The following is a 24,423-nucleotide window of genomic DNA, read 5'->3' as shown; positions in this document are numbered from 1 at the left end:
TTTAAATCAATCCTCCTAAAAGTAGTTTTGCCACGCGCTCGTGCTCCAAAATATTCGGATGCACTTGTTGTGGCGAAATTTTCCACGGCGTAGTATCCAATAAAACAAAACAATCGAAGCGTTTTATCTCTTGCTCAAAAACTTTTTTAAACGCACCGTTGAAAGGCACTAGGAGCACTATCTTGGCATCATGGAAACGTTTAATTAGCTCAAGCAAGTACACCCGTAACCCAAAACAAAAATCTTGCACCGTTGCACCATAATTATAGTCGTTTGTGCCATAATTGACAATTACTAAATCAGAAGATGCCCTAGGGCGCTCAACATTCGGAGCAACGTGCCACAATGCCTCGACAGCAGTTGGTTCCTGAAAAGGAGCACTTGGCGTTAAACCTGAACCACCATAGCCAATCCGAGCTAGTGGCTTATGGAGCATTTCAGCAATCAATTCAGGATAGCTGAGCTCTGGATGCGGCTCATGTTCAATCATTTCTTCACCAGCAGTAATGGAATCACCAATAAATGTAATGTAATTTACATCGGTTGCAATTGGGGCTAGCTCTCCAGAATCAATTTGGCCCGAAACTAATGTGATTGGATTAGTCCATAGCGTCATTTGATTACCAGCAATAGACCGTACCAACAAAATATAGTGTCCGTCAGTTACTGATAATTTGAGTACATTATTTTCAACGTTAATTTCATGCCAATTTTCTCCGTTAAGAGACAATACCAGCGATAGACCCTCGTATTTTTTTGCAAACTTTAAAGTGACTTCTTGCGCACCTTGAACCATAAATTCCAACGCTGCGCCAAATTGAGTTGTAACAAATCCATTACTTGTTTTTCCCCATTCAGGAGATAAAAAAGATTCTAGATCCACTATTTTCATAACATTACGTCCAAATTGTCTGGGCTTTTCAGCACATCCTCAATACTTTCAAACACATTGATGCGTCTGATTGCTTCAGCAAATGATTCGGCCACAGACAATACTTTCAGCTTACTCATGTTTTTATGTTCGGCTATTTCAACAGTATTTGCTACAACAACATGATCAATTGGTGCTTTTTCAAGATGATCAACCGCGTTATCTGACAACACAGCGTGCGTAGCAACAGCATAAATTTCAATCGCACCTGCATTAGCAGCTGCTTCACTGGCAAGTACCATACTTGTTCCTGTATCAATGATATCATCAATTAAAATAGCACGTTTACCAGCCACATTACCAGTAATTTGATATGGTGTATTTGGGCGTACACTATCAACACGTCGGTCAACTAGTGCCCAATCTGCATGTAAAAGTTTGGCAAACTTGCGTGCACGAGCAACACTAGAATGATCCGGCGCAACAACAACTAAATCATCCCCTAACAAATCATTAGCATAAAAGTAATGCCCCAAAGCCGGCATGGCTAGCAAATGATCTACAGGAATATCAAAGAATCCTTGAACCTGATCCGCATGTAAATCCATCGTCATGACCCGTTTTACGCCCTGCGACTCCAACATATTGGCAATCATACGTGCTGAAATAGGTTCTCGAGAACGGGCTTTTCGGTCTGAACGTGCATAACCGAAATAGGGAATAATGACGTTGATTGAATTGGCAGAAGCACGACGTGCTGCATCAATAAAAATCATCAATTTCATGAAATTATCATTCACCGGCGCCGTAATTCCTTGAATGACATACACATTCCGACCACGAACAGTATTTTCAATTCGCTCATATATTTCATTATCAGCAAATGTTTTGATATCAATTGGGGCTAATGGTACACCTAAAATTGTTGATATTTCACCTGCCAGTTCATCATTACTGCCAAGGTTAAATAGCTCATATGCTGGTGTCATAAAGTTCTCCATTCATTATTATATTATACTATATACTATATGAAAACGATTACATGAAATCATATGGGGTAATATTTTCCATTCCGATCATCGGATTAACCGCACTACTAATAACCATTGTTGTTGTCAAATGAGGTGTTTTTTCAGGGATAGTTTCCGATTCATCTGAACTATCGTGCTCATTAACTTCAGTTTTGCTGTGACTCAACCTTTGTTGCAGGAATGTGAATCTTTTCGGCACCAGTGTGCGTGAAGCACGTTCAAATGCGGTGTATTCTCCCACAAGAATCAAAGCCTCTTTGGCTCTGGTAATTCCTGTATACAATAAATTTCGATTAAGCATTAAACCAAAATGATTTGTCAAAACCATGATAACCAATTGAAACTCGTTACCTTGTGCTTTATGGACGGTCGTAGCGTACGCTAATGACAGTTGATTCAAATTTTTTTTTGGATAAGCCAATTCTTTACCATCAAAATCAATGATGAGGCGATCTTCATTATCATCATTGCCAATGTCAGACTTGTACTGGACAGCAATTATTTTGCCCATATCTCCGTTATAAACATCTCGCTCGCTGTCATTTTCTAGCTGTAAGACCTTATCACCATTTCGGAAAATTGTCATTCCAAACTGCAAACTTTTTTGATTTGATTTAAGCGGATTGAACAATTTTTGAGCCATTTGATTTAAGGCAATTACACCGGCAGATGTTTTGTACATTGGGGTTAATATTTGTAAATCGTCTTGCGTGTAACCTTTTTTAATCGCCAATGCAACCACTTGTTCAATTGCTTGCGAAGCTTGCTCTGAATTTACCATAAAACTCGAACGATCTGGTTGATTCTCTAAGAAATCTGTTGGTAACTCACCGTTTTTAATATGCGTTGCAAGTTCAGTAATACTGCTCCCACGGCCTTGTCGATAGATAACTTCTAATTCAATATGAGTGATATCTCCGCTACTCACTAAATCCTCTAATACATTGCCTGGTCCAACCGACGGTAGTTGATCGCTATCTCCGACGATAATTACCTTCATCCCATTTGGAACCGCTGCTAGCAATTTTGAAGTTAATTCAATATCTAGCATCGACGCTTCATCTATTATTAGTAGACCGCCTGCGATAGGATTATCCGCATTAAACTCTGGCTCATCCAAATCAGCAATACCCAGTAGCCGATGGATTGTCGAAGCATCATAACCCGTTACCTCAGTCATCCGCTTTGCTGCACGTCCTGTTGGTGAAGCCATTCTGACCTGATAATTTTTGAGAAAATCTTTAGTATTGTCTGCAAACTTTGCACGATTTTGAATCATTTTCTTCCAAGTGGCGACCATTGTGCGGATAATTGTCGTTTTTCCAGTTCCTGGTCCACCTGTTAACAAGAAAATTTGTGATTTCAACCCAGTTTTAACCGCCTCAACTTGTGTCTGATCGAGCGTCATTTGTCCAGGCGTCACAAATGATTCATCAATATCATTTGCTGTTATATTCAATGGAGAACTTGTATTTAATAATCGTTTTAAGTTAATAGCCGTTTCTTTTTCAGCAATGTACAACCTTTTCGCATAATAACGGCCATCATCGTTAATCAAAATATTGCTTTCAATTAAGCTCTGGATGGCCTTTTGAATTTGATTCGACATTTCGGTATTGTTTTGATGCAACATTTGCTCGACTGACAATAATAGTTGATCGTGTGATAAAAACATATGACCATATTGAAACGTCACATTCATAATTGTTGCGTAAACAGCGGCTTGCATACGCCGTTCATCGAATTTATCTACACCAACCTTATGACCAATATCATCGGCTTTTTTAAAACTAATGCCATCAAATTCAAATACTAAACGGTAAGGATCTTGCGTTAAAATGTCTTGTGCCTCGTTACCGTATTGATCATATAAACGTCCGGCAATGTCCGCACCAATACCAAATTGATTGCCAATTTGGAACAAGCGTTCTAGACCTAAGTTAAGTCGCAACGTACGCGCCAGTTTTCGAGCTGTTTCTGCTTTTACAATACCGTCAAGAATTTTTGCGTCATCTAGAATTAGATTGACAGCATTCAATCCCAAATGATTAACAATTTTTTCAGCCGTTTTTTTACCAATTCCAGTAAATTGGCCACTAGCAAAATACTTAATCAACCCGTTTTCATCGGGAGGCAGTTCATTTTCGTAATGATCGACTTTAAATTGCTGTCCGTACTTTGGATGTCGAACCAATTGGCCATAAAATCCGTATACACTTCCTTCTTGGACGTCAGCAAATGTTCCAGTGGCAATCATTTCTGGCTCTTGCCAATCTTCTAAAGTTGATTCTTCAATATGTACCGACAAAATTTTAAAATAGGATTCTGTCGATGAAAAAATAACGTTTTGTAACGTGCCAGTTATTTTATCTAATTGTTTTTCCGGGTATGCCATCAAATTGTTGTCGAATCATCCTGTTTCTTATTCAGATAACTGGTATTATTCCAGTCCTTTATCACAAAATTCTCACCATCAGTAGTTGATAAAATAGTCGTTGATGTATTAGTCAAACCACCCCGCTCACGAATGCTCATACGGGGTTGCTTTAGTAAGCCATTTATTCCAAAAGACAGTTCCATACCATGAGAAACAATTAAAATATTGCTTTCTGGGAAATTATTAGCGGTTGCTTTAATAAAACGAACAAACCGAGCTTCAGCTTTTGTATATCCCTCGCCACCAAATTCTTTACCTTCAAATTTATCTAAATCATTGCGGTAGTTGTCAAAGCTTGATGCATACTGTTCTTTTACATTAGCAACTAGTTCACCTTCCCATTCGCCCAAGCCAACTTCAGCTAGATTTGACCGTAAAGATAAAGCAGGCTTATATTTTAGTTGTTTAGCGATGTTAATCGCAGTAATACGTGCCCTACGTATTGGCGAAGCATAAATGTGTTCAAACTTGATTTTACTCAAGAACTTGCCCACTTTTTTCATATCATTGTAACTCGAAGGTAACAATTCAGAATCACCATGCCCACCTTGAAAACGGCGCTCAAGATTCCATTCAGTTTGTCCATGTCGTACAAAATAAAATTTTGTCATAATTAATTACTTAGGCCTCCTGCATTAACCACTTCAAAAGAAATTTATTCATTTATTTCTTCCAGAACGCCTCGTTCAATTAACTCATTCACGAAAAAATAATAGAGTTTCACCAACTCAGCAGCATTATTGTTTTTGAAAATATCAACTCGGACAACATCTCCAGCAGAAACTGTACTCATTTTAAATCCAGTCAGTTCTTGATTGATTGAGACTTTCAATTGAATAGCATTATCGAGCGCTTTTTCTGGTTCTAAAGCACGGTGTAATATATGTACACCAGCTTTATTTGTAATAAAGCCAAGATCTCCAAGCGTATATTTTTTAATATTATTACTAAGTTTATATGTTTTATCGCCAGGTATCGTTACAGTTTTGTCAAAAGCCATGTCTTATTTTCTCCCTGATTTGTCTAATTAATATTATAACAAGTATTTCGTTCAAATGCTTTGCTACCAATAAACTTCTTGAACGAATATAGTACCAAATAGCAACAGCTAAGTACAAAAAAAGCTATTCAAATGAATAGCTTCTAGTATTTAAAAGTTTTGGTTAAATTGTGAACCCTTAGGATGATTTGGTACTGTAATTTTACCATTGATAATTGACTTTTCTGCCTTTTTAACTGCGGCCTTTTGAGACTTAGTCAATTCAGACTTTGTTAAATAAACACCATGATCGTCCAAGCCATAAGCGATTGTTTTACCACCAGGGAACTTCTTGTCTTTATTATATTTATCAGCAATGTTTTTCACACCATCGCCAACTGAAGTAATTGAAGAGGCCATCGTCGATGTGACCTTTTTCCCATCCTTTGATGTATATGATCCGTCAGATTTTTGATCACGGTCAACACCAATAATGTACAAACGATCTTTTGAGTCTGCATCTAACTTTGTATTTTCAGCCTTAGCTTCAGCAAATGCGCCATTACCGACAAATCCTGCGGCCGCAAAGATTGTGCGAATACCAGAAGCATACATAGCAGCCGCAATAGTCTTTCCCTTGGCAGAATCAGAGAAAGAATCTGCATATTGTTTTTGAACCGTCAATGATGAATCCGTTGCTTTCACGCCCGCTTCAAATCCTGCATCAAAAGCGTCAATGATGTTTCCATGGATACCACCAATAAAGCCTACTGTTTTTTCACCATTTTCTTTTGCTTTGGTTGCTGCAGCTACACCAGCTAAGTAAGAAGATTGCTCCGAACGGAACATCACACTTGCTACATTCTTACGGTTTTTGACAATATCATCAACTAGCACAAACTTCTGTTTTGGATTAAGTTTTGCTGATTTGCTGATTGATTGGTTTAACGAGTAACCAATACCGTAGACAATGTCATATTTTTTACTTTTTGTAGCCAAATTAAAATTCTGATTTAAATCTGACTGACTTTTTGTATTAAAATATGTAACTGCTGCATTTTGTCCAGCCTTTAAATTGTTTTCCTTGGCATAAGATTTTGCGCCTTCCCATGCTGATTGATTAAAGGAATGATCATCAACACCACCAACATCCAAGACCAATCCTAAAGTAGCACTTTTATTTGCATTTTTTGAGCTAGATGAGTTGTGACTGGTAGCTGCATAAATGCCACCTGCAATCACAGCAGCAGCTGCTAAACCAGTAAAAATTTTTGTTGACCTATTCATGATAATTTCTCCCATTTCACCTTGTTTTCAAATAAATAATCTTGTTTAGTGTAGCAATTTCTCAGATACTAACATTAATACATTTTACGTGACCGCGAAGAAAAAACAAGGCCATTTTCAGTCCTTGTTTTTTTTAAAAAAATGTCCCCAACACACTTTATTTTTTAACAACAAATCGCAATCCTTTTGGAAAAAAGTTCTTAATTTGTCCGTTAACGTAGCGTCCCCATCCAGCACCGTTGCCATTAGCAGTCATTAATACCCAACCTTTGTCTAGGTCCAGCCTTGTCTGAATGACATCTCCGTGGACAAACTGTGCCCACTCCTCAGGATTCATTTCATACGACTGTTTAACTTCAACAGGGTTTAAAGCCAGAGCTAACGCATGTGCTGGCTCGAACCTTTTTTTCTTAAATAGACCTAATTCAAGGCCAAGACGTAATATTTTCATACTTGAAATATCTGGTGTCCCAATTGGTGCCATATACAAGTGGTCACCAAACAAAACATATTCATTCGCTTTTTGATCAAATGTAATCAGTGCTTCCTCAAAAAAATTAGATAAGATTTCACGTTGTTGTTTATCTAATGGTTTGTTCTTAAGCGGTTTGACAACAGATACATCATCGTAATCACCATTAGCCTTAACAAGCTTCGCCACAAAATGTCCTTCCCCTTCCAGCTTATGTGGCCACAATCTTGCAGCTTTTTTCACCACATCTTTTGTCATCGTCGCACTGTGCTCAGTTGTTCCATTGACAAAAGCTTCGTCTATCCATTCAGGACGTGCATCACTAAGATTAGCGCCATCCGGCTTTTCAATCGAAACCAAACTAAATTCAGGATACGCCGCCATGAGCCAATTGATTATTTGCTCATCCTCTTCTGGAGCAAATGTACAAGTCGAGTAAACTATCTGCCCTCCCGGACGAAGCATTTTAACAGCTTCTGTGAGGATTTCACGCTGCCTCGTGGCGTTCTCTGCTGGATAATGTTCGTGCCAATAGGCTATCGCACCAGGATCTTTACGAAACATCCCCTCACCAGAACAAGGGGCGTCTAATAAAATTTTATCAAAAAAACCAGGTAATTTTGAACTCAGCTCAGCTGGTGTATGTGAACTGACAATCGCATTTTTAATACCCATACGCTCAATGTTTTCACTCAAAATTTTAGCGCGGTTTAAAAATATTTCGTTAGACCATAATAGCCCTTTTTGTCCCATGAATGCTGCTAGATGGGTTGATTTCCCACCTGGCGCAGCGGCTAAATCTAAAACGCGTTCGCCAGGATTTGGCCGAACAACCTCACCCACAAATTGCGCTGACGGTTCTTGGGAGTAAACCACACCAGTAACGTGATCTACTGAATGCCCGTTAACAGCTCCAAAATGTCCCCATTTACCATAAGGAAGATTACCATGATCTTCTGTATCACTGATGACAGGATGTGGCTTTAACGGATTCACACGATACGCTTTTTGAACCGGTTCGTCAAAACTCAATAAAAAATCTTCATACTCATCGCCGAGGATCCGATTGTATTTATTTTTAAAGTCTTCAGGCAACATCAATAGTTATCAACCTCTTTATCTGTAGGAATTGAAGGAATAGCACCTGGACGTGTTACAGCGATTGCGCTAGCAATGTTGGCCCGCTGCACAGCATCATCTAAATTACTAAAATCAGGTGCTATGACGCTGGCTAATGTACCAATAAAAGTGTCACCTGCCGCGGTAGTATCTTGTGCGTCTACCTTTTCAGGTTGTACCCACCATCTTTTTTGACCATCAGCGATAAATGATCCCGCTTCTCCTAATGTGATAATACTCCGTTGGACTCCCTTCGCTTGTAGGGCATCGCTAACTCGGTTTAAAACACCCTCGTCATTAATAACATTGATGCCCGTCAGTAATTGCGCTTCTGTTTCATTGGGCAGCACAATATCAGTGACAGCCATTAATTCTGGAGTAAGTTCATACACAGCCGGAGCTGGATTTAGGATTGTTTGCACATTATTTTTTTTAGCAATTTTAAATGCCGCCAAAATAACTTCGAACGGCACTTCAAATTGTGCGATTAGCACATCAGCTTGCGCAATTAACGCTTTATTTATGTCCTCAATCGTTAAGGCTTGGTTTGCCCCACCATGAATCAATATTGTGTTTGCACCACTCTCTTGCAACATAATGTATGCTGATCCAGTTGGCACATCACTATTTGTTGACACTGCGTCCACATTGACACCATTGGTGAGTAATGTTGCTCTCATAAACTGTCCATTTGCATCATTCCCAACAGCACCAATAAATGAAACATTTGCTCCTTGTCGTGATGCGGCAACTGCCTGATTAGCCCCTTTACCACCTGGTGCTGTTGTTACTTCAGTAAGTGCCATCGTTTCACCAACCAGTGGCATACGTGGCATTTTCATAATATTATCGACATTCAAGCTGCCGAGTACGACAATGTTTTTAGTCATGTTCCCGTCCAATTTTGATAAAATTTCTTTTATTATCATACCATGAAATGGTTGTTTAATAGCATAGATGATTCATATTATTTTATAGGCACAAAATAAAAAACTAATTATTAAACTAATAATTAGTTTTTAAGATCTGTATTTAGGCCGGAAATAGCGATAAATAGCTTGCGCTGAAATCAATAAAAATATTGCAGCTGCCAGCATTAAGGTCTTATAAGTTTGATCGTGATATACCAGCATAGCACGAACTATCGCTGTCACACCAATATACAAGAAATTATCAGTAGAAATATGAGCATCTTTGACAAAATACTCTCTGCCTATCCCCAAAAATTCAAAAAACAAAAATACAATTAAGATTTGTTCAGCTAATTCAGTGAAATGTCCTGAGATATTCTTGATCGATAGCATCTGTGCTAAATTCCAGATTTCACGTATTAAAAATCCAAATATTACGATACCAATCAAAATCATCATAATGTTCAAGACATATTCATAATATCCAGCAACTTTTTGATGCCATTCATGTTTCATTTTTTTCTCCCTTTAATACGAACAGATAGATGAACAACAACTGCATATCTGTATTAAAAGTTTAACATAATAATTAAAAATCGAACAAGCTTAACTGATTTTCATCTGGTAATCCATCTAAAACAGAATGCAATGTCATAAACTCAATAATTGTTTGTGAAACCTTACCACGTTTCTTTAAATCTTCTTTGCTGATAAATGGTTTTTCGGTCCGTGCAGCTACAATTTGCTTAGCAACGTTATCACCCAAGCCTGGCAAAGAAACGAAAGGTGGAATTAAGGTGTCCCCATCAATCACCCACTCAAGCGCCTCAGACTTGTTTAAATCAACCATAGCGAAAGTAATGTTACGCTCCAAGGCTTCATTGGCCATTTCTAAAACAGTCAATAAGTTTTTATCCCCAACTGTTGCATCATTTCCAAGTGACTTCAACTTCTGAATAGCAGCTTTAGTGGCATCTTTACCCCGACTCATTGCTACGATATCAAATGCATCAGCACGTACAGAAAAGTAAGTTGCATAATAGATTGTTGGAAAATAAACCTTAAAGTACGCGATCCTCAATGCCATTAACACATAGGCAGCAGCATGCGCCCGTGGGAACATATACTTGATTTTAAGCATTGATTGGATATACCACTCTGGGATTTTTTCTTCACGTAGTTGTTTCTGATATTCTTCTGTTATTCCTTTTCCTTTACGGACCTTTTCCATAATATTAAAAGCATCTGCTGCAGGAACACCCCAATTAATCAAATCAGTCATAATTTTATCACGTGTTCCAATTACTGTTCCAATGGTGGCTGTTCCATTTTCAATTAATTCATTAGCATTGCCTACCCAAACGTCTGTTCCGTGCGATAGACCAGAAATTTGTAATAATTCTGAATATGTGTGTGGCTGTGTTTCTGTCAACATTCCTCGCACAAAGTTTGTACCAAACTCTGGTAATCCTAGTGTGCCAGTATTGGAAAAAATCTGTTCTGGCGTAACACCCAAAGCTTCAGTTGAGGTAAATAAGCTTAATACGCCTGGGTCATTTGCAGGTATTGACTGTGGATCAATACCAGACATATCTTTTAATGTACGCACCATCGTGGGATCATCGTGACCCAATATATCCATCTTGAGCAAATTATCGTGGATTGAATGATAATCCATGTGCGTAGTTTGCCAAAGGGACTTTTGATCATCCGCAGGATACTGAATCGGAGTAAAATCGTAGACCTCATATTCACGGGGCACAATTAAAATACCACCCGGATGTTGTCCAGTAGTACGTTTCACACCCGTCATCCCCTGCGCTAAACGCTCTATTTCAGCACCACGGTAATGTTGGTCATGTTCGCGCTCATAAGCTTTAACATAGCCGAAAGCTGTTTTTTCAGCAACGGTCGCAATGGTTCCAGCGCGGTATACATTATGTTCGCCAAACAAAACTTTCATATAATTATGAGCAATTGGTTGATAATCACCAGAAAAATTCAAATCAATATCAGGCACTTTATTTCCTGTGAAGCCCATGAAAGTTTCAAAAGGAATGTTTTGTCCATCCCCAATTAAAAATTCACCTGGATGATTTGGGTCTTCTTTTTCAGGCAAATCATAACCAGATTCATATTCTTTCGGATCAACCAATTCAAAGTAGTCTCCATGTGCAGAACGATAGTGAGGCGGTAATGGATTTACTTCTGTGATTCCAGACATTGTAGCTACAAAAGAGGAGCCAACTGATCCACGTGAACCGACTAAATAGCCGTCCTTAACTGACTTAGCAACTAATCTTTGCGCAATGATATAGTGTGGCGCAAAACCGTTTCCAATAATCGCTTTCAGTTCTTGATCAATACGGGCCTGTATTTCTTTGGGTATTGGCTCACCATACCATTGTTTAGCTGTTCGATAAGTTCTCTCAGTTAATTCATCACCAGCGCCAGGAATATTTGGTGGATAAGATCCGCTTTTCAAAGGTTCAATATCTTCAAGCATATTAGCAACTAAATGTGTATTATCAATGACCAACTTTTTTGCTAAATCAGCGCCCATAAAAGCATAATCGTCAAGTAATTCCTGAGTTGTCTTGAAATTCAAATCTGGTAAAGCTGTGCGATTTTGTGGATTACCGGGCTGTGTAGCGATTAAAATATTGCGATATATTTTGTCTTCTGGGTTTGTATACTTTACATCTTCAGTAACTACAACGGGCTTTTTAAGTTTATCCCCAATAGCCACCATATCTTTCAAAATACTCTGCAACTTTTCTTCCGTTGCAATTAACCCTGACTCAATCATCGGTTGATAATTTGCCGTTGGTTGTATTTCGATAAAGTCGTAATACGCTGCTTTTTTCTCTGCTTCCTGAATACCCTTTTCAATCAAAGAAATAATCACATCACCGCTGGTATCACCCGTTCCTACAAGTAGTCCCTCGCGATACTGTTCTAATATAGAACGCGGAATACGCGGTACCCGAGCAAAAAACTCAATGTTAGATCGAGACACTAATTTGTATAAATTTTTCAAACCTGTTGCATTTTGAACTAGCAAAGTGGCATGCACGGGACGCCCGTGCTTCCAAGCGTCTCCTTCAGTCATGCGATCATTCAACTCATTATGTCGGTTTAAATTATAACGTTCGTGTGCTTCCTTAATTAATCGCCAAGCGATATGTCCAGTGGTTTCTGCATCAAAAATAGCGCGATGCGCTTGTTCCAAATTAATATTGAAACGCTTGGCGATTGTGCCTAATCTATAAGACTTATAATCAGGGTATAACCAGCGTGTAAATGGTAACGTATCAATAATAGCATTCGTGATAATGGGTTGATCATAGCGCGTATAGGCAGCATTCATAAAGCCAACATCAAATGTAACATTATGCCCAACCAAGACGGCATTTCCAGACCATTCACGAAAACGTTTAATAATATTTTCTTCGGTATCTGAATTGGCAACCATAGCATCGGTAATAGAAGTTAACTTGGTGGTGAACTCAGAAAGTGGGAATCCAGGATTAATGTACTCTGAGAACTTCTCAATTACGTTACCCAACTGCATTTTAACCGCTGATAACTCAATAATACGATCTGTCACTGCCGATAAACCAGTTGTTTCAAGATCAAAAGCTACAAAAATAGTGTCTTTATTCAATAACTCGGTTTGATCTAAATTAAAGCCAATAGGCTCACCATCCTCAACCAAGTTAGCTTCCATGCCATAAATCATTTTCAAACCATTTTTTGCACCAGCAGCTGATGCCTCAGGGAATCCCTGAACATTACCAGTATCAGTAACAGCCAAGGCAGTTTGCCCCCAGCTTTTTGCTAATTTCGCAACGCCTGAAAAATCAGTAACTGCATCCATCGCTGACATATTAGTGTGTGCATGCAATTCAATATGTTTTTCTTCACCTTGATAAACTTCTTGTCGATTAGCATGATCTACAACCTGCAAATCATATATGTTCATCACCAATTCACGTGCATATTGATCCTCTTGAATATTTCCACTTAATCGCACCCACAAACCGGACTTTAAACCGTCAAAAACAGCTTCGTCATTCTCATTGTTTGAAAATTTCTTAGCAGAAATCGAGCTTGAATAATCTGTCAATTTGAGTGTTAGTAGTTTCCGTCCAGAACGTAGCTCTCTTATTTCTTCCGCAAAAATATATCCTTCTATAACGACACGATTTTCTTCACCATCTATACTATCTAAACGTGTAATTTCAGCATCAGCAGGTATCTTACGCCCTAAAGCTAACGCAACACCTTCGCTAGAAACTTTAGGCTTTGATTGTTCATTGGCAACAATGGCTTTCTGCAAATCTTCACGCGCTCTAGCATGATGTTGTGCCACATTTTCTTGAATTTCTTGCTCAAGTTGTTCATCCAATTTTGGAGTCAACTTAATTTTTGGTAATCCAAAAGAATGATAAACTGTCGCAATTGAATCGATAACCTCAGCAGTCAGTGCGCGATACAAAATTGATGCGCCGACTGCAACACCAAAGTGGTTCGTTTCAATTGTCTTTAGTATTGTGTTGCTAGCAAGTTGTTGCGTTGTCGCATGGTTAAGACTTGATTCTTGTAGCGCTAGATGCCAATAAGAGTTGACGACTTCTTCGTCAACTTGCTGTACTGGCGTGGTGATCTGAAGTTGAACGACTGCTATATTAGTGAACGCAGTTCGTAAATACTGCTGAAATTGCATGTATACATTTACCGGCAGTATCTGTTCAATTTCGACATGAAAAAGCCACATTTTTTGACTAACTGAAACATCAACTTGAGACAAACAACCGTCATCAAAATAATGATGAATTTCTTCTGGCAGTTGAATATGCGTAAGTAAGTGCTGTAATTGTTCTTGTTGCGTTAACTTCATTTTATCCTCTACTTGAGTAAAAAAGCCGATAAAATATCGGCAATTTTAAATATACTTATTTTTCTGACGCATTTAGCAGTACTGAGACAGAATCCACGACTTCGCTAACTCGCATCTCAATGTTTGTGTTACTTGCTCGAACTTTGACTTCTACGACATCTTCGTCAGCCTTTTTACCGACTGTAATACGAATTGGTAGGCCAATCAAGTCCGCATCAGCAAACTTAACGCCAGCTCGTTCTTTACGGTCGTCAACTAATACTTCCATGCCTTGCGCTACCAACAATGTTTCTAACTGTTCAGCCACACGAGCTTGGTCTTCATCCTTCATGTTAATTGGAACAATATGAATGTCAAATGGTGCTACGCTAGCAGGCCAAACTAAGCCATCTTCATCAGCCTTTTGTTCGGCAATAGCACTCAATAAACGTGACACACCGATACCATACGATCCCATGATAACATCGGTTTGGCGTCCGTTATTATCCAGAACTTGTGCGCCTAAGGTTTTCGAGTATCGCGTACCAAGTTTAAAAATATGACCAATTTCAATACCTGAAGTAAACTGTAATTTACCCTTACCATCTATGGCTAAATCACCCTCGCGTACTGTACGGAAATCACTAACATTTTCTGCGAGTAAGTCAACATCACGATTCCAGTTAATATTGACATAATGCATCCCATCTTCATTAGCACCAGCGGCAAAATTAGCTAGATCAGCTGCTCTCTCATCAACTAAAAGCTTAACTTCTTCTGGTAATCCAACTGGTCCCAATGAACCAAATCCAGCACCAACCGCTTTACGAACATCCGCTTCTTCAGCCATAACCAACGAATCAGCATGTAAATAATTCTGAACCTTAACTTCGTTGACTTCAAAATCGCCAGTTGTCACAACAGCAACTAGTTCGTCATCTGCAACGAACATAATCGTCTTAACTAATTCATTCTTTGGCTTATCCAAAAGTGTGGCAACATCATCAATTGTCTTTTCGTTAGGGGTTGAAATCTTTTCAAGCGCCAACTGTTCAGCTGTTGCAGATCGACGTTCGTAAAAGTCCTTAGCCATTTCAAGATTAGCCGCATAATCTGTTGCATCAGAATAAGCAATCGTATCTTCACCAGCTGCAGCAGGTGCCGAAAATTCTTTAGAATCTGATCCACCCATAGCACCAGCATCGCCAACTATTGCACGATACTCGAGCCCTAGTCGATCAAAGATATTGGTGTAGGCTTCTTCCATATTATGAAATGCCTCATCCAAGCCTTCTTGATCAGCACTAAATGAGTAAGCATCTTTCATAATAAATTCACGAGTACGTAATAGACCGAAACGTGGTCGGTTTTCATCACGGAACTTTGCCTGAATTTGATAAACAGTCAATGGTAATTTCTTGTATGACTTAATTTCATCAGCAATTAATTGCGTAAAAGTTTCTTCGTGCGTAGGACCCAAAATAAAATCGCGATCTTGACGATTTTTAAACTTATATAAAGCTGGTCCGTATGTTTCATAACGACCAGAGCGTTGCCATAGCTCGGCTGGCAAGACTTCGGGTACCAACATTTCGTTGGCATCAATCTTATCCATCTCTTCACGAATAATTGTTTCAATTTTATTTAAAACTCGTTTTGCTAATGGTAAATATGAAAACATTCCCGCTGCAATTGGGCGAATATACCCTGCTTTTAGCAAAAGTTGATGGCTTTTTACTTCAGCCTCTGCTGGAATATCCCGCAATGTTGGCATTAATAATTTCGACTGTTTCATGAATTCCCCTTATGTTTTGTTGTTATGTACGGTGCCGATAGCACCAGTTTTTATCTTAAAATATCGTTTATAGTGACGGCAATCATTAAAATAATCATAAATACAGCGCCAACGATAGTTACAGCGTTTTCAAATGACTGTGGCAAAGGTCGACGTAATATACCCTCCAACAAATTCAAAATGAGTTTACCACCATCCAATGCTGGAATTGGAATTAGATTCATAATACCCAAATTAAGTGATAGCATAGCCATAAATATTAATATGTTTAAGAATCCTGTTTTTGCTACGGATGAAGTTGTTTTAGCAATAGACACAGGGCCACCAAGCTTATCTAAGCTAAAGCCACCAGTAAATAGATGGCTTAATGCATGCCATATTTGGCTAATTGTCGCACCTGTATTTATTAAACCATACTTTAGACGTGAAATGGTATCAGTGTGTGTTTTTTCGATGATACCAACTTGTTTAGTCTGCACACCATTTATTTTAACAGTTTTTGGTCTCACTTCAACCTGCTTTTTGTGACCATTGCGTAACACTGTGATGTTCAGCTGACTTTCCTTAGAGTTACCAATAGCATTGGCAACTTGGTCCCAAGTAGTCGTTTTGACCCTATCAATTTGTGTGATTTCGTCACCAGCTTTTAGACCAGCTTGATCAGCCGGCATATTTTTTTGAACGGTGCCAATAATAGGTTCATTTAAACCCACACTAGCGATGGCAAACCCTACTCCTGAAAAAATAACCAGGGCTAATATAAAGTTCATAACTGGACCAGCAATATTAATTAACGCACGTTTCCATACTTTGGCGCTTTGTAGCCATACATCTCGTGGCGCAACCTGAACCTCAACACCATTTTCCTCAATAATCGTTGCATCATGATCAACATGTACAGTCGTCATGTCTGTGGCATTGTCTGAATATCCCGTCAGGGTCAAAGCGTCACTTAAATCGAACGAATCAACTTGGAAAGGCACACCGATCCCAGCCTCATCTATTTGTGTATCTATTTTTGTGACTTTTCCCTGTTCATTAAAAGTCAAACGTAATCGTTGACCTGCATCCAGATCGGGTTCTTCATCCATGCCAGCCATACGAACATACCCACCTACAGGTAGTATGCGAATAGTATAGGCTGTATGATTTCGATTCCAACTGAGCAGTTTTGGTCCCATTCCAATTGCAAATTCACGAACTAATACACCAGATTTTTTCGCGACAAAAAAATGTCCAAATTCATGCACTGTAACGAGCACGCCAAACACAAATATAAAAGCAATAATTGATGTAACATTCATAAATTTAGCACCTACCTGATTTGAAGAAATCTAATAATCTTGCAAAATCATTTTTAATTGAGTATACCCAATACGGCCATCATAGGCATAACGATTAACATTGAATCAAAACGGTCTAATATGCCACCATGTCCAGGCAAAATATTACCCGAATCTTTCACACCATAATGACGTTTGAAACCGGATTCAATTAAGTCACCTAACTGACCAGCAATTGACAAAATGGCCGTAAACGCTAGCAATTCGATGAAGTTATAATCCGGCAACCAATGGAAGATGGTAAATAATGCCGGAATCACAATAATAGCTACCATGCTACCACCAATAGAACCTTCCCAAGTTTTATTGGGGCTGATTTTAGGAGCCAGTTTATTTTTTCCAATGGCACGACCAACCATATAAGCACCTGAATCAGTGATCCATACAATCAGCATACCGAACATGACCGTAGCAATCCCCTTACTATCTGCTTGAAAAAAGTAATGGAATCCTGTACCAACATATACAATCGTCAGCGCCAATGTTCCTGCATCATCAAAATTAAAATGATTACGACTCAAAACGGTATGTAGCAAAAGTAAGAAGACAATAATATAAAAAATGACGCTTCCATTAATATTAAATGGCATATCTTGCCAAGTTGATTTCGGTAGTGTAATTACAATAACACCAACAAAGCTCAGCAATGCTTCCGCAGATACGAAAAAACGATGTTTCATACGTAGTATCTCGCTCATAGCAACAACTGCCATGGCTAACGTCAAAATCAAAAGAGGCATACCACCAATTACTAACAATGGCACAAAGATAATTAAAGCAACGACTGCTGTAATAACACGTGTTTTCATTAAGCTTGTTTCTCACTTTCATCATTGAGACCGCCAAATCGTCGATCTCGTTTTGTATAAGATTGTATGGCTGTCATTAGATCATCCGAAGAATAGTCAGGCCATAGAACATCAGTAAAATATAATTCTGCGTAAGCGGCTTGGTATGGCAAAAAATTACTCAAGCGCAATTCACCAGAGGTTCGAATCATCAAGTCTGGTGTGGCCAAGTCTCCCAAGTGTGCTGTCTGTAAGGCGGCAGCGAAAACTTCCGAATTAATATCATCCGGTGACAAATGGCCCTTGGCTACTTCTTCGGCTATTTTTTTTGTAGCATCAACAATTTCAATTTGTCCGCCATAATTCATTGCAAAGTTTAAAACCATGCCGGTACCACTGGCAGTCTCTTCAATTGCTCTATTAACAGCATCTTGAGTCGCTGCTGGTAACGCATCAACATTTCCAGTAACAGAAACTCGAATGTTATTTTTAATCAAATCAGGTACGAAATCATTAAAAAAAGCGATTGGCAGCTGCATTAGAAAGTTGACCTCATCATTGGGACGTGACCAATTTTCCGTAGAAAATACATATAGTGTCAGGACTTTAACGCCCATATCACTTGCTGCAGACGCAATGCGCTTTACTGTATTCATGCCAGCCTTGTGTCCCGCAGCTCTTGGCATTAAGCGTTTCTTTGCCCATCGACCATTACCATCCATGATAATTGCAATATGCTCTGGAATTTTAAGTTGCGTAGTATCGTAAACGGTGTTCTCTTTTGTTTTAAAAAGCGCCAAAACGCTCCTCCTTCGTATGCAATATTTTTTTGCATAATGGTATCTAGTACATTTTACCAGAATGAAACGCTGCGTACAAAAAAAATCGATAAGAATATTTCTATCGATTTTTATATTTTATTGAACTGTTACACTCTTTGCCAAGTTTCGAGGTCGATCAACATCCAACCCTCTATCTAGAGTTGCGTAATAGGCAATTAATTGAGCTGGAATCACTTCCAATAATGGCATCAGTAGTTCATTGACTTCTGGCAAAATATAGGCGTCGCCAGTTTTAGCCAGTTCTTTGGTTGCTATGACAATTGTATTAGCACCACGTGCGGCAACTTGTGCAATTTCACCTCGAACTAATCCAGCTGTCTTCGCTTGTGTAAGGAGTGCAAAAACTGGTGTTCCTTCTTCAATAAGTGAGATCGTACCGTGCTTTAGTTCTCCAGCAGCAAACCCTTCCGTTTGCACGTAGGAGATTTCTTTTAACTTGAGTGCCGCCTCAACAGCTACGGCAGCGTCTAGGCCACGTCCGATATAAAATGCTGAGCGCTGTCCAGATAATGCACTTTCTGCTATTGCTTTAAAATCTTCTTTTTGATCAATGATCACTTGCATTTCAACAGCTACTTTCGCCAATTCAAGCTTCAAATTCAATCCTGAATGACCAATAGCGTGGGCTAAAATAGCTTCAACACTTATTTGAGCCGTGTATGCCTTGGTAGAAGCAACCGCTATTTCCGGTCCGGCGAGTAGAGGTAATGCGAAGTCAGCTTCTCGTGTTAATGTTGAATTCATAACATTAGCAATAGTCAAGGTTGGATAGCCCTGTTTCGTAATATTATCCAAAACTTCACGAGAGTCAGCCGTTTCACCTGATTGGCTCAAGAAAATAAAGAATGGTTTTTGACTGAGCATTGGTTGATCATAAGCAAATTCTGAAGAAATATGGACTTCAGTCGGAATCTTAGCCCATTGTTCAAAATACCGTTTGCCAACTAATCCGGCATGATACGATGTTCCTGCAGCAACAATATATAAGCGATCAGCCGCTTTCATCGCATCAATAATGTTGGCATCGATATTTTGAATATTATTCTCGTCATCAAAATAATATTGAGAAAGCGTGCGAGTAACAATTGCTTGCTCATCCACTTCTTTAAGCATGTAGTATGGATAAACACCTTTATCTGTTTCTGCAGCATCAATATCGAGGTGGAATGGTAACCGGGTAATTGGTTCTCCTTGCGCATTGAATAATGTCACTTTATCTTTCTCAACAATCGCTACTTCATCATCCATCAATTCGATAAAGTCATGGGTTATATCTAACATAGCAGCAGCGTCAGAGGTCACCACATTTCCCTGATCTGAAACACCAATCAGTAAAGGACTTTTCTTTTTAGCAGTATACATAATCCCGGGTTCTTGACGATCCATCAACAAGAATGCGTATGCTGAATTGCCGTCTAGTAAAGCAATCATTTTCTTAAAAGCGTCGACTGCTGACAAGTTCTCTTCTTTTGCAAACTTATCTATCAATTGGACAGCAACTTCTGTATCTGTCTGAGAATGTAGTTTTACACCTTGCAAATATGTATCACGTAATTCATCGTAATTTTCAATCACACCATTGTGTGCTAAGTAGAAACGTCCATCTTCTGAAGCATGGGGATGCGCATTTTCAACAGATACACCACCGTGAGTTGCCCAACGCGTATGAGCAATACCCGAAGTACCCTTGATATTCTTATTTTCCGTAGCACGTTCCAAATCAGCTACACGGCCTGTTTCCTTGACCAAATAGTCTCCTTGGTCACCATCATTTACATACACGCCAGCTGAATCATAACCACGATATTCTAGCTTTTCTAGACCTTTTAACAAAGTTGGTAACACTTGATTAAAACTAGTAAATCCAACAATTCCACACATTTATATAGTCCTACTTTCAAAAATGGTTTTATTTTTTATTTTGTTCACAAGTGTTATTTTACACAGCTTAAAAGCCATTGTCAAACAACTTTTTAATTATTGGTATACCTTATAAAAGTGATTGGTACAACATTACTATTTAGAATATTTCTTCTATACAATATGAGTTTATGGTATCATATAAAAAAATTGAAGGTGAGACATATTGTGACAAAACTCGTTACATGGCACATCAAAAATGCCAAAATTCTAGATGTATTTAATTTAAAATTTGACGATACAGAATTATGGATTAACGATAATCAAATTTTATACCGCGGAAAGCGAAGTGACTTAACAGCTGAAAATACATTTGATGCTGGTGGCGGATATATTGTGCCTGGGTTGATAGATTCCCATTTACACATTGAAAGCTCATTACTCACGCCCAGTGAATTTGGAAAACTGGTTATACCACATGGAATCACTCGAATATTTGCAGATCCCCATGAAATTGCCAGTGTAGCTGGTGTGTCTGGCATCCAATATATGTTGGAAGATGCTAAACAAACACCGCTAAACATTCATTACATGTTACCTTCTTCAGTACCCGCTACACCTTTTGAACATGCTGGAGCGACGCTTCACGCTGATGCTTTAAAGCCATTCTATAGCGTGCCGGAAGTCAACGGTTTAGCAGAAGTTATGGATTTTCCTGCTGTAGCAAATCTTGATCCCGATATGTTACAAAAAATTAAAGATGCTGAAGATGCTGGTCGACATGTTGACGGGCATGCTGCCGGTTTAACTCCGGAGCAACTTGCAGTTTATCGAAATGTTGGCATTGACACTGATCACGAAAGTGAGAATGCAAAAGAAGCATTAGAACGCTTAAATGCTGGTTTCTCCATATTTGTTCGCGAAGGCACGGTTGAGCGTGATGAAAAAGCAATACTGCCTGCAATTACAATGGCCAATCAATCACACTTTTCTTTTGCCACAGATGACAAAACAGCTAACGACATCCAAAGTGAAGGTTCCATTGATTATAGCGTGAAACTTGCCATTGAAAATGGTATGGATCCAGCAATTGCTTTTACAATAGCAACGTATAATGCCGCTCAAGCGCATAAGTTACAAAATATCGGCGCATTGACAGATGGATTTGTGGCCGATCTAGCAGTATTCGATGATTTAGCACATTTGGAGACACCAAAAGTCATGATTGGTGGTCATTGGTATAAAGACAATCAATCAATTGTCACACCGTTAGCCAACCAATCATTAAACTTCTCATTAACCAAATCCGATATCGCCTTACCTCTCCAATCTGATAAACCAGCACATATTATCAATATCACACCTCACCACATCACCACCGAGCACACAGTGGAAGAAGTTCCTGTTGAGCAAGGGCTGTTCGTTGCAAACGAAACTTTCGCTAAAATTGTAGTCGCAGAACGTTATCACAATCTTGGCCATGGTGTCGGTATCATCAAAGGATTTAACATGCGCGACGGTGCGATTGCTTCAACTATTGCTCATGATTCCCATAACGTGATTATAGCAGGCGTAAACGACGACGACATGATTTTAGCAGCAGATACGCTGCATGAAATCGGCGGTGGCCAAGTTGTCGTTAACCATGGTAAAATTACGACCCTACCACTCCCAATTGGCGGTTTAATGTCAGATCAACCATTTGAAAATGTCATCAAAACTAACCAGCAATTACTACAAGCTTTCTCAGAAATCAGTGACGTGCCATTTGATCCATTTTTAACTTTATCGTTCATGGCATTACCGGTCATTCCAAGTTTAAAGATTACCGATCAAGGCCTATTCGATTTCGAAAAATTTGATTTCATAACAGTACAGGATTAAAAAAATGAGAGCATTAAGTATTTCCCCAGAAAAATTATTAACAATGATCATTGGGCAACCCATAACTTTAGATATTTCTTATGCAGGCCAACTACTTCTGGCATCAACGGTGCATCAACAACCAAACCTACCTTCTGAAATGGCAGGCGCATTAGCCGAAGTTAGTGACACTGGTCAAGTTAAATTTATTACTTTGGTCCATCCATTTAAAGTGATTAATCGTGACGAATTATTTAATATTGATGAAAGCAATATCCATCGAGAACCATATAATTGGTTTGGTCCACAGGCGCTTGTCATTGAGAAAAAAATGCAGGACTTCATCAACAGTTATGACGGCCCCGTTACTGAGGATGGTGCGATTCCTCGCCAATACATCCCCGATAATATTGCTGAACCAATTATTTTATCAGACAAATATTGGCAAGACTACGCTTCATTTGTCAATGATCCTGATGGTAACTTCGCGAAGCAAATCAAACCAATATTTAAAATCATATAAACAAAAAAGCAATAGCGATGAGAACCGCCATTGCTTTTTTCTGTGTTTTAGTTTTATGCACCGGTAAAATGTGAAATAAATAATTGCGCAATATTAAAATAAATTAGAACTGAAGTTAAATCTGATAAAGTTGTAATAAATGGACCACTTGCTACCGCCGGATCCATGCCTAATTTATCAATAAGTTCAGGGATCAAATACCCCGCTAGGTTGGCTACCATAATGGCAACTGCCATCGCGATTCCCACCGCAAGACCCAGTTGATAATTATGCTTCCAAAAAGTAACAATTAGAAAAACCGAGAAACCCGTTGCTGTCCCTACTAAAAACCCTGCAAGAATTTCACTCAAGAAATTTTTGACGGCACTATTACTACTTCCCACAGCTAAGCGCCGGACAGCCAAAGCCAATGCTTGCGTCCCAGCATTACCAGCTGTACCAGTAATCAGAGAAATAAACACAGCCAGTATTGACGCTTTTCGTACCAGACCATCAAATGAACTAATCAGTGTAGCCGTTGACATTCCTAATAAAAGAAGTGCAATCAGCCAAGGAATACGTTTAATCGCCGAATGCCACGCCGTATCATCTGTTTGGCTAACGTTAACGGCAGCCAATCCAGAATAATCTTCAACAGCCTCTTCATCAATAACATCCACAATATCATCAACTGTAATGACACCTAATAATCGGTCATTATCATCTGTAACTGGAATGGATATGAAGTTATAATCAGCCACAATTTGTGCAACGTCTTGCTGATCATCACCAGCTTTAACACTGATAATTCTGTCTTTCGTGATTTCCGATACCAACATATCATCAGGATGTGTTAACAAATCACGAAGAGAAATAACACCAACTAGCCGTTCTTGTTTATCCAATACATAAACGTAGTTGATCGCCTCAGCTTCAAGTGCTTGTTGCTTAACTAAACGCATCACTTCATCAACACGCAAATCTGCCTCAACTGCCAAGTACTCAATTGACATTAATGACCCAGCAGTTTGCTCCTCATAATTGATCAGCTTACGAATATCTTCAGCCTCATCTTTTGGCATTAAGCTTAAGTAGGTTGCAACTAACCGCGTTGGCATTTCCTGAAGAAGATCGACCTCGTTATCGGCATACATATTGCGCAAAATTTGAACCGCCTTTTGAGGAGGCATTTCTTGCAAGAGGTCATCAATATCTTCATCATCAACATCTATATTATCAAAAACAGTCGCTAATGTTTCATTGTCAAGTAATCGCCATGCTACTGCACGTAATTGCTCAGGCAATCCACTATACACTTGTCCCATTTCAAAGTCGTGTAGCGCATTAAATGACGTCACAAAAGCCTCATCTTGTCCTGAATGCAATAAATCAGAAAGATGAGCGATATTTTGATGTAGTTGTTCTGATTTTTCTTCCACTG

18 protein-coding genes are annotated in these 24,423 nt (G+C 39.0%); 2 read left to right on the top strand and 16 right to left on the bottom strand.

From position 1 onward, the window contains the following. Window position 1 precedes the first annotated feature (1 nt). The 15 genes from HFP47_RS02120 to glmS form a co-directional block, all read right to left on the bottom strand. Window positions 2-892 carry an SGNH/GDSL hydrolase family protein gene (locus HFP47_RS02120; RefSeq protein ID WP_042252889.1) on the bottom strand — a complete coding sequence of 297 codons (891 nt, stop codon included), beginning with the start codon at window positions 890-892 and terminating at the stop codon, window positions 2-4. Further along, complete coding sequence (locus HFP47_RS02115) at window positions 889-1,860, bottom strand: ribose-phosphate pyrophosphokinase (protein WP_011679493.1); 972 nt, start codon at window positions 1,858-1,860, stop codon at window positions 889-891. Before HFP47_RS02115 ends, HFP47_RS02120 begins: the two co-directional genes overlap by 4 nt. Window positions 1,861-1,909: 49 nt before the next feature. Beyond that, window positions 1,910-4,297, bottom strand: a complete 2,388-nt coding sequence (locus tag HFP47_RS02110) for an ATP-dependent RecD-like DNA helicase (protein WP_048592880.1) — start codon at window positions 4,295-4,297, stop codon at window positions 1,910-1,912. Then, complete coding sequence (locus tag HFP47_RS02105; protein ID WP_042252885.1) at window positions 4,297-4,950, bottom strand: histidine phosphatase family protein; 654 nt, start codon at window positions 4,948-4,950, stop codon at window positions 4,297-4,299. The genes HFP47_RS02110 and HFP47_RS02105 overlap by 1 nt, the downstream gene beginning before the upstream one ends. Window positions 4,951-4,994: 44 nt before the next feature. Then, window positions 4,995-5,339 (bottom strand): DUF1831 domain-containing protein, encoded by a 345-nt coding sequence (locus HFP47_RS02100; protein WP_010289985.1) that lies wholly within the window; start codon window positions 5,337-5,339, stop codon window positions 4,995-4,997. Between the two features lie 150 nt (window positions 5,340-5,489). Continuing rightward, on the bottom strand, window positions 5,490-6,605 hold the full coding sequence (locus HFP47_RS02095; RefSeq protein WP_014324482.1) for a BMP family protein: 1,116 nt from the start codon (window positions 6,603-6,605) through the stop codon (window positions 5,490-5,492). Between the two features lie 157 nt (window positions 6,606-6,762). Continuing rightward, window positions 6,763-8,175, bottom strand: coding sequence for an RsmF rRNA methyltransferase first C-terminal domain-containing protein (locus tag HFP47_RS02090; RefSeq protein WP_042252883.1), 1,413 nt, complete (start codon window positions 8,173-8,175; stop codon window positions 6,763-6,765). Further along, the gene (gene rbsK, locus HFP47_RS02085) at window positions 8,175-9,086 is read right to left on the bottom strand and encodes a ribokinase (RefSeq protein WP_025267907.1); all 912 of its coding nucleotides are present in this window, start codon (window positions 9,084-9,086) and stop codon (window positions 8,175-8,177) included. The genes HFP47_RS02090 and rbsK overlap by 1 nt, the downstream gene beginning before the upstream one ends. A 129-nt stretch (window positions 9,087-9,215) precedes the next feature. Beyond that, window positions 9,216-9,623 (bottom strand): phosphate-starvation-inducible protein PsiE, encoded by a 408-nt coding sequence (locus HFP47_RS02080; RefSeq protein WP_011679488.1) that lies wholly within the window; start codon window positions 9,621-9,623, stop codon window positions 9,216-9,218. Window positions 9,624-9,696: 73 nt separating this feature from the next. Next, window positions 9,697-14,010: a PolC-type DNA polymerase III gene (locus tag HFP47_RS02075; RefSeq protein ID WP_179875959.1), complete on the bottom strand. Its 4,314-nt coding sequence runs from the start codon at window positions 14,008-14,010 to the stop codon at window positions 9,697-9,699. Between the two features lie 55 nt (window positions 14,011-14,065). Further along, window positions 14,066-15,784 (bottom strand): proline--tRNA ligase, encoded by a 1,719-nt coding sequence (locus tag HFP47_RS02070; RefSeq protein WP_011679486.1) that lies wholly within the window; start codon window positions 15,782-15,784, stop codon window positions 14,066-14,068. Between the two features lie 50 nt (window positions 15,785-15,834). Next, on the bottom strand, window positions 15,835-17,088 hold the full coding sequence (gene rseP, locus HFP47_RS02065; protein ID WP_011679485.1) for an RIP metalloprotease RseP: 1,254 nt from the start codon (window positions 17,086-17,088) through the stop codon (window positions 15,835-15,837). Window positions 17,089-17,141: 53 nt separating this feature from the next. Continuing rightward, on the bottom strand, window positions 17,142-17,936 hold the full coding sequence (locus HFP47_RS02060) for a phosphatidate cytidylyltransferase (protein ID WP_011679484.1): 795 nt from the start codon (window positions 17,934-17,936) through the stop codon (window positions 17,142-17,144). Beyond that, entirely contained in the window at window positions 17,936-18,715 is a 780-nt protein-coding gene (locus HFP47_RS02055) for an isoprenyl transferase (RefSeq protein WP_011679483.1), read from the bottom strand. Before HFP47_RS02055 ends, HFP47_RS02060 begins: the two co-directional genes overlap by 1 nt. Window positions 18,716-18,832: 117 nt before the next feature. After that, window positions 18,833-20,638, bottom strand: coding sequence for a glutamine--fructose-6-phosphate transaminase (isomerizing) (glmS, locus tag HFP47_RS02050; RefSeq protein WP_011679482.1), 1,806 nt, complete (start codon window positions 20,636-20,638; stop codon window positions 18,833-18,835). Window positions 20,639-20,845: 207 nt separating this feature from the next. Between glmS and ade the strand changes: the two genes are divergently transcribed. Further along, complete coding sequence (ade, locus tag HFP47_RS02045) at window positions 20,846-22,501, top strand: adenine deaminase (RefSeq protein WP_011679481.1); 1,656 nt, start codon at window positions 20,846-20,848, stop codon at window positions 22,499-22,501. Between the two features lie 4 nt (window positions 22,502-22,505). After that, complete coding sequence (locus tag HFP47_RS02040) at window positions 22,506-23,003, top strand: hypothetical protein (protein WP_011679480.1); 498 nt, start codon at window positions 22,506-22,508, stop codon at window positions 23,001-23,003. A gap of 53 nt (window positions 23,004-23,056) precedes the next feature. Here HFP47_RS02040 and mgtE read toward each other — a convergent pair whose 3' ends face one another. Beyond that, window positions 23,057-24,421 carry a magnesium transporter gene (gene mgtE / locus HFP47_RS02035; protein WP_011679479.1) on the bottom strand — a complete coding sequence of 455 codons (1,365 nt, stop codon included), beginning with the start codon at window positions 24,419-24,421 and terminating at the stop codon, window positions 23,057-23,059. Window positions 24,422-24,423: the final 2 nt, after the last annotated feature.

Origin of the sequence: Leuconostoc sp. DB-1 (genome assembly GCF_013414845.1) — a bacterium.
Classification (GTDB): domain Bacteria; phylum Bacillota; class Bacilli; order Lactobacillales; family Lactobacillaceae; genus Leuconostoc; species Leuconostoc mesenteroides.
Note: the sequence above shows the minus strand (reverse complement) of the source record. Positions and strands in the feature narration are given on the sequence as shown.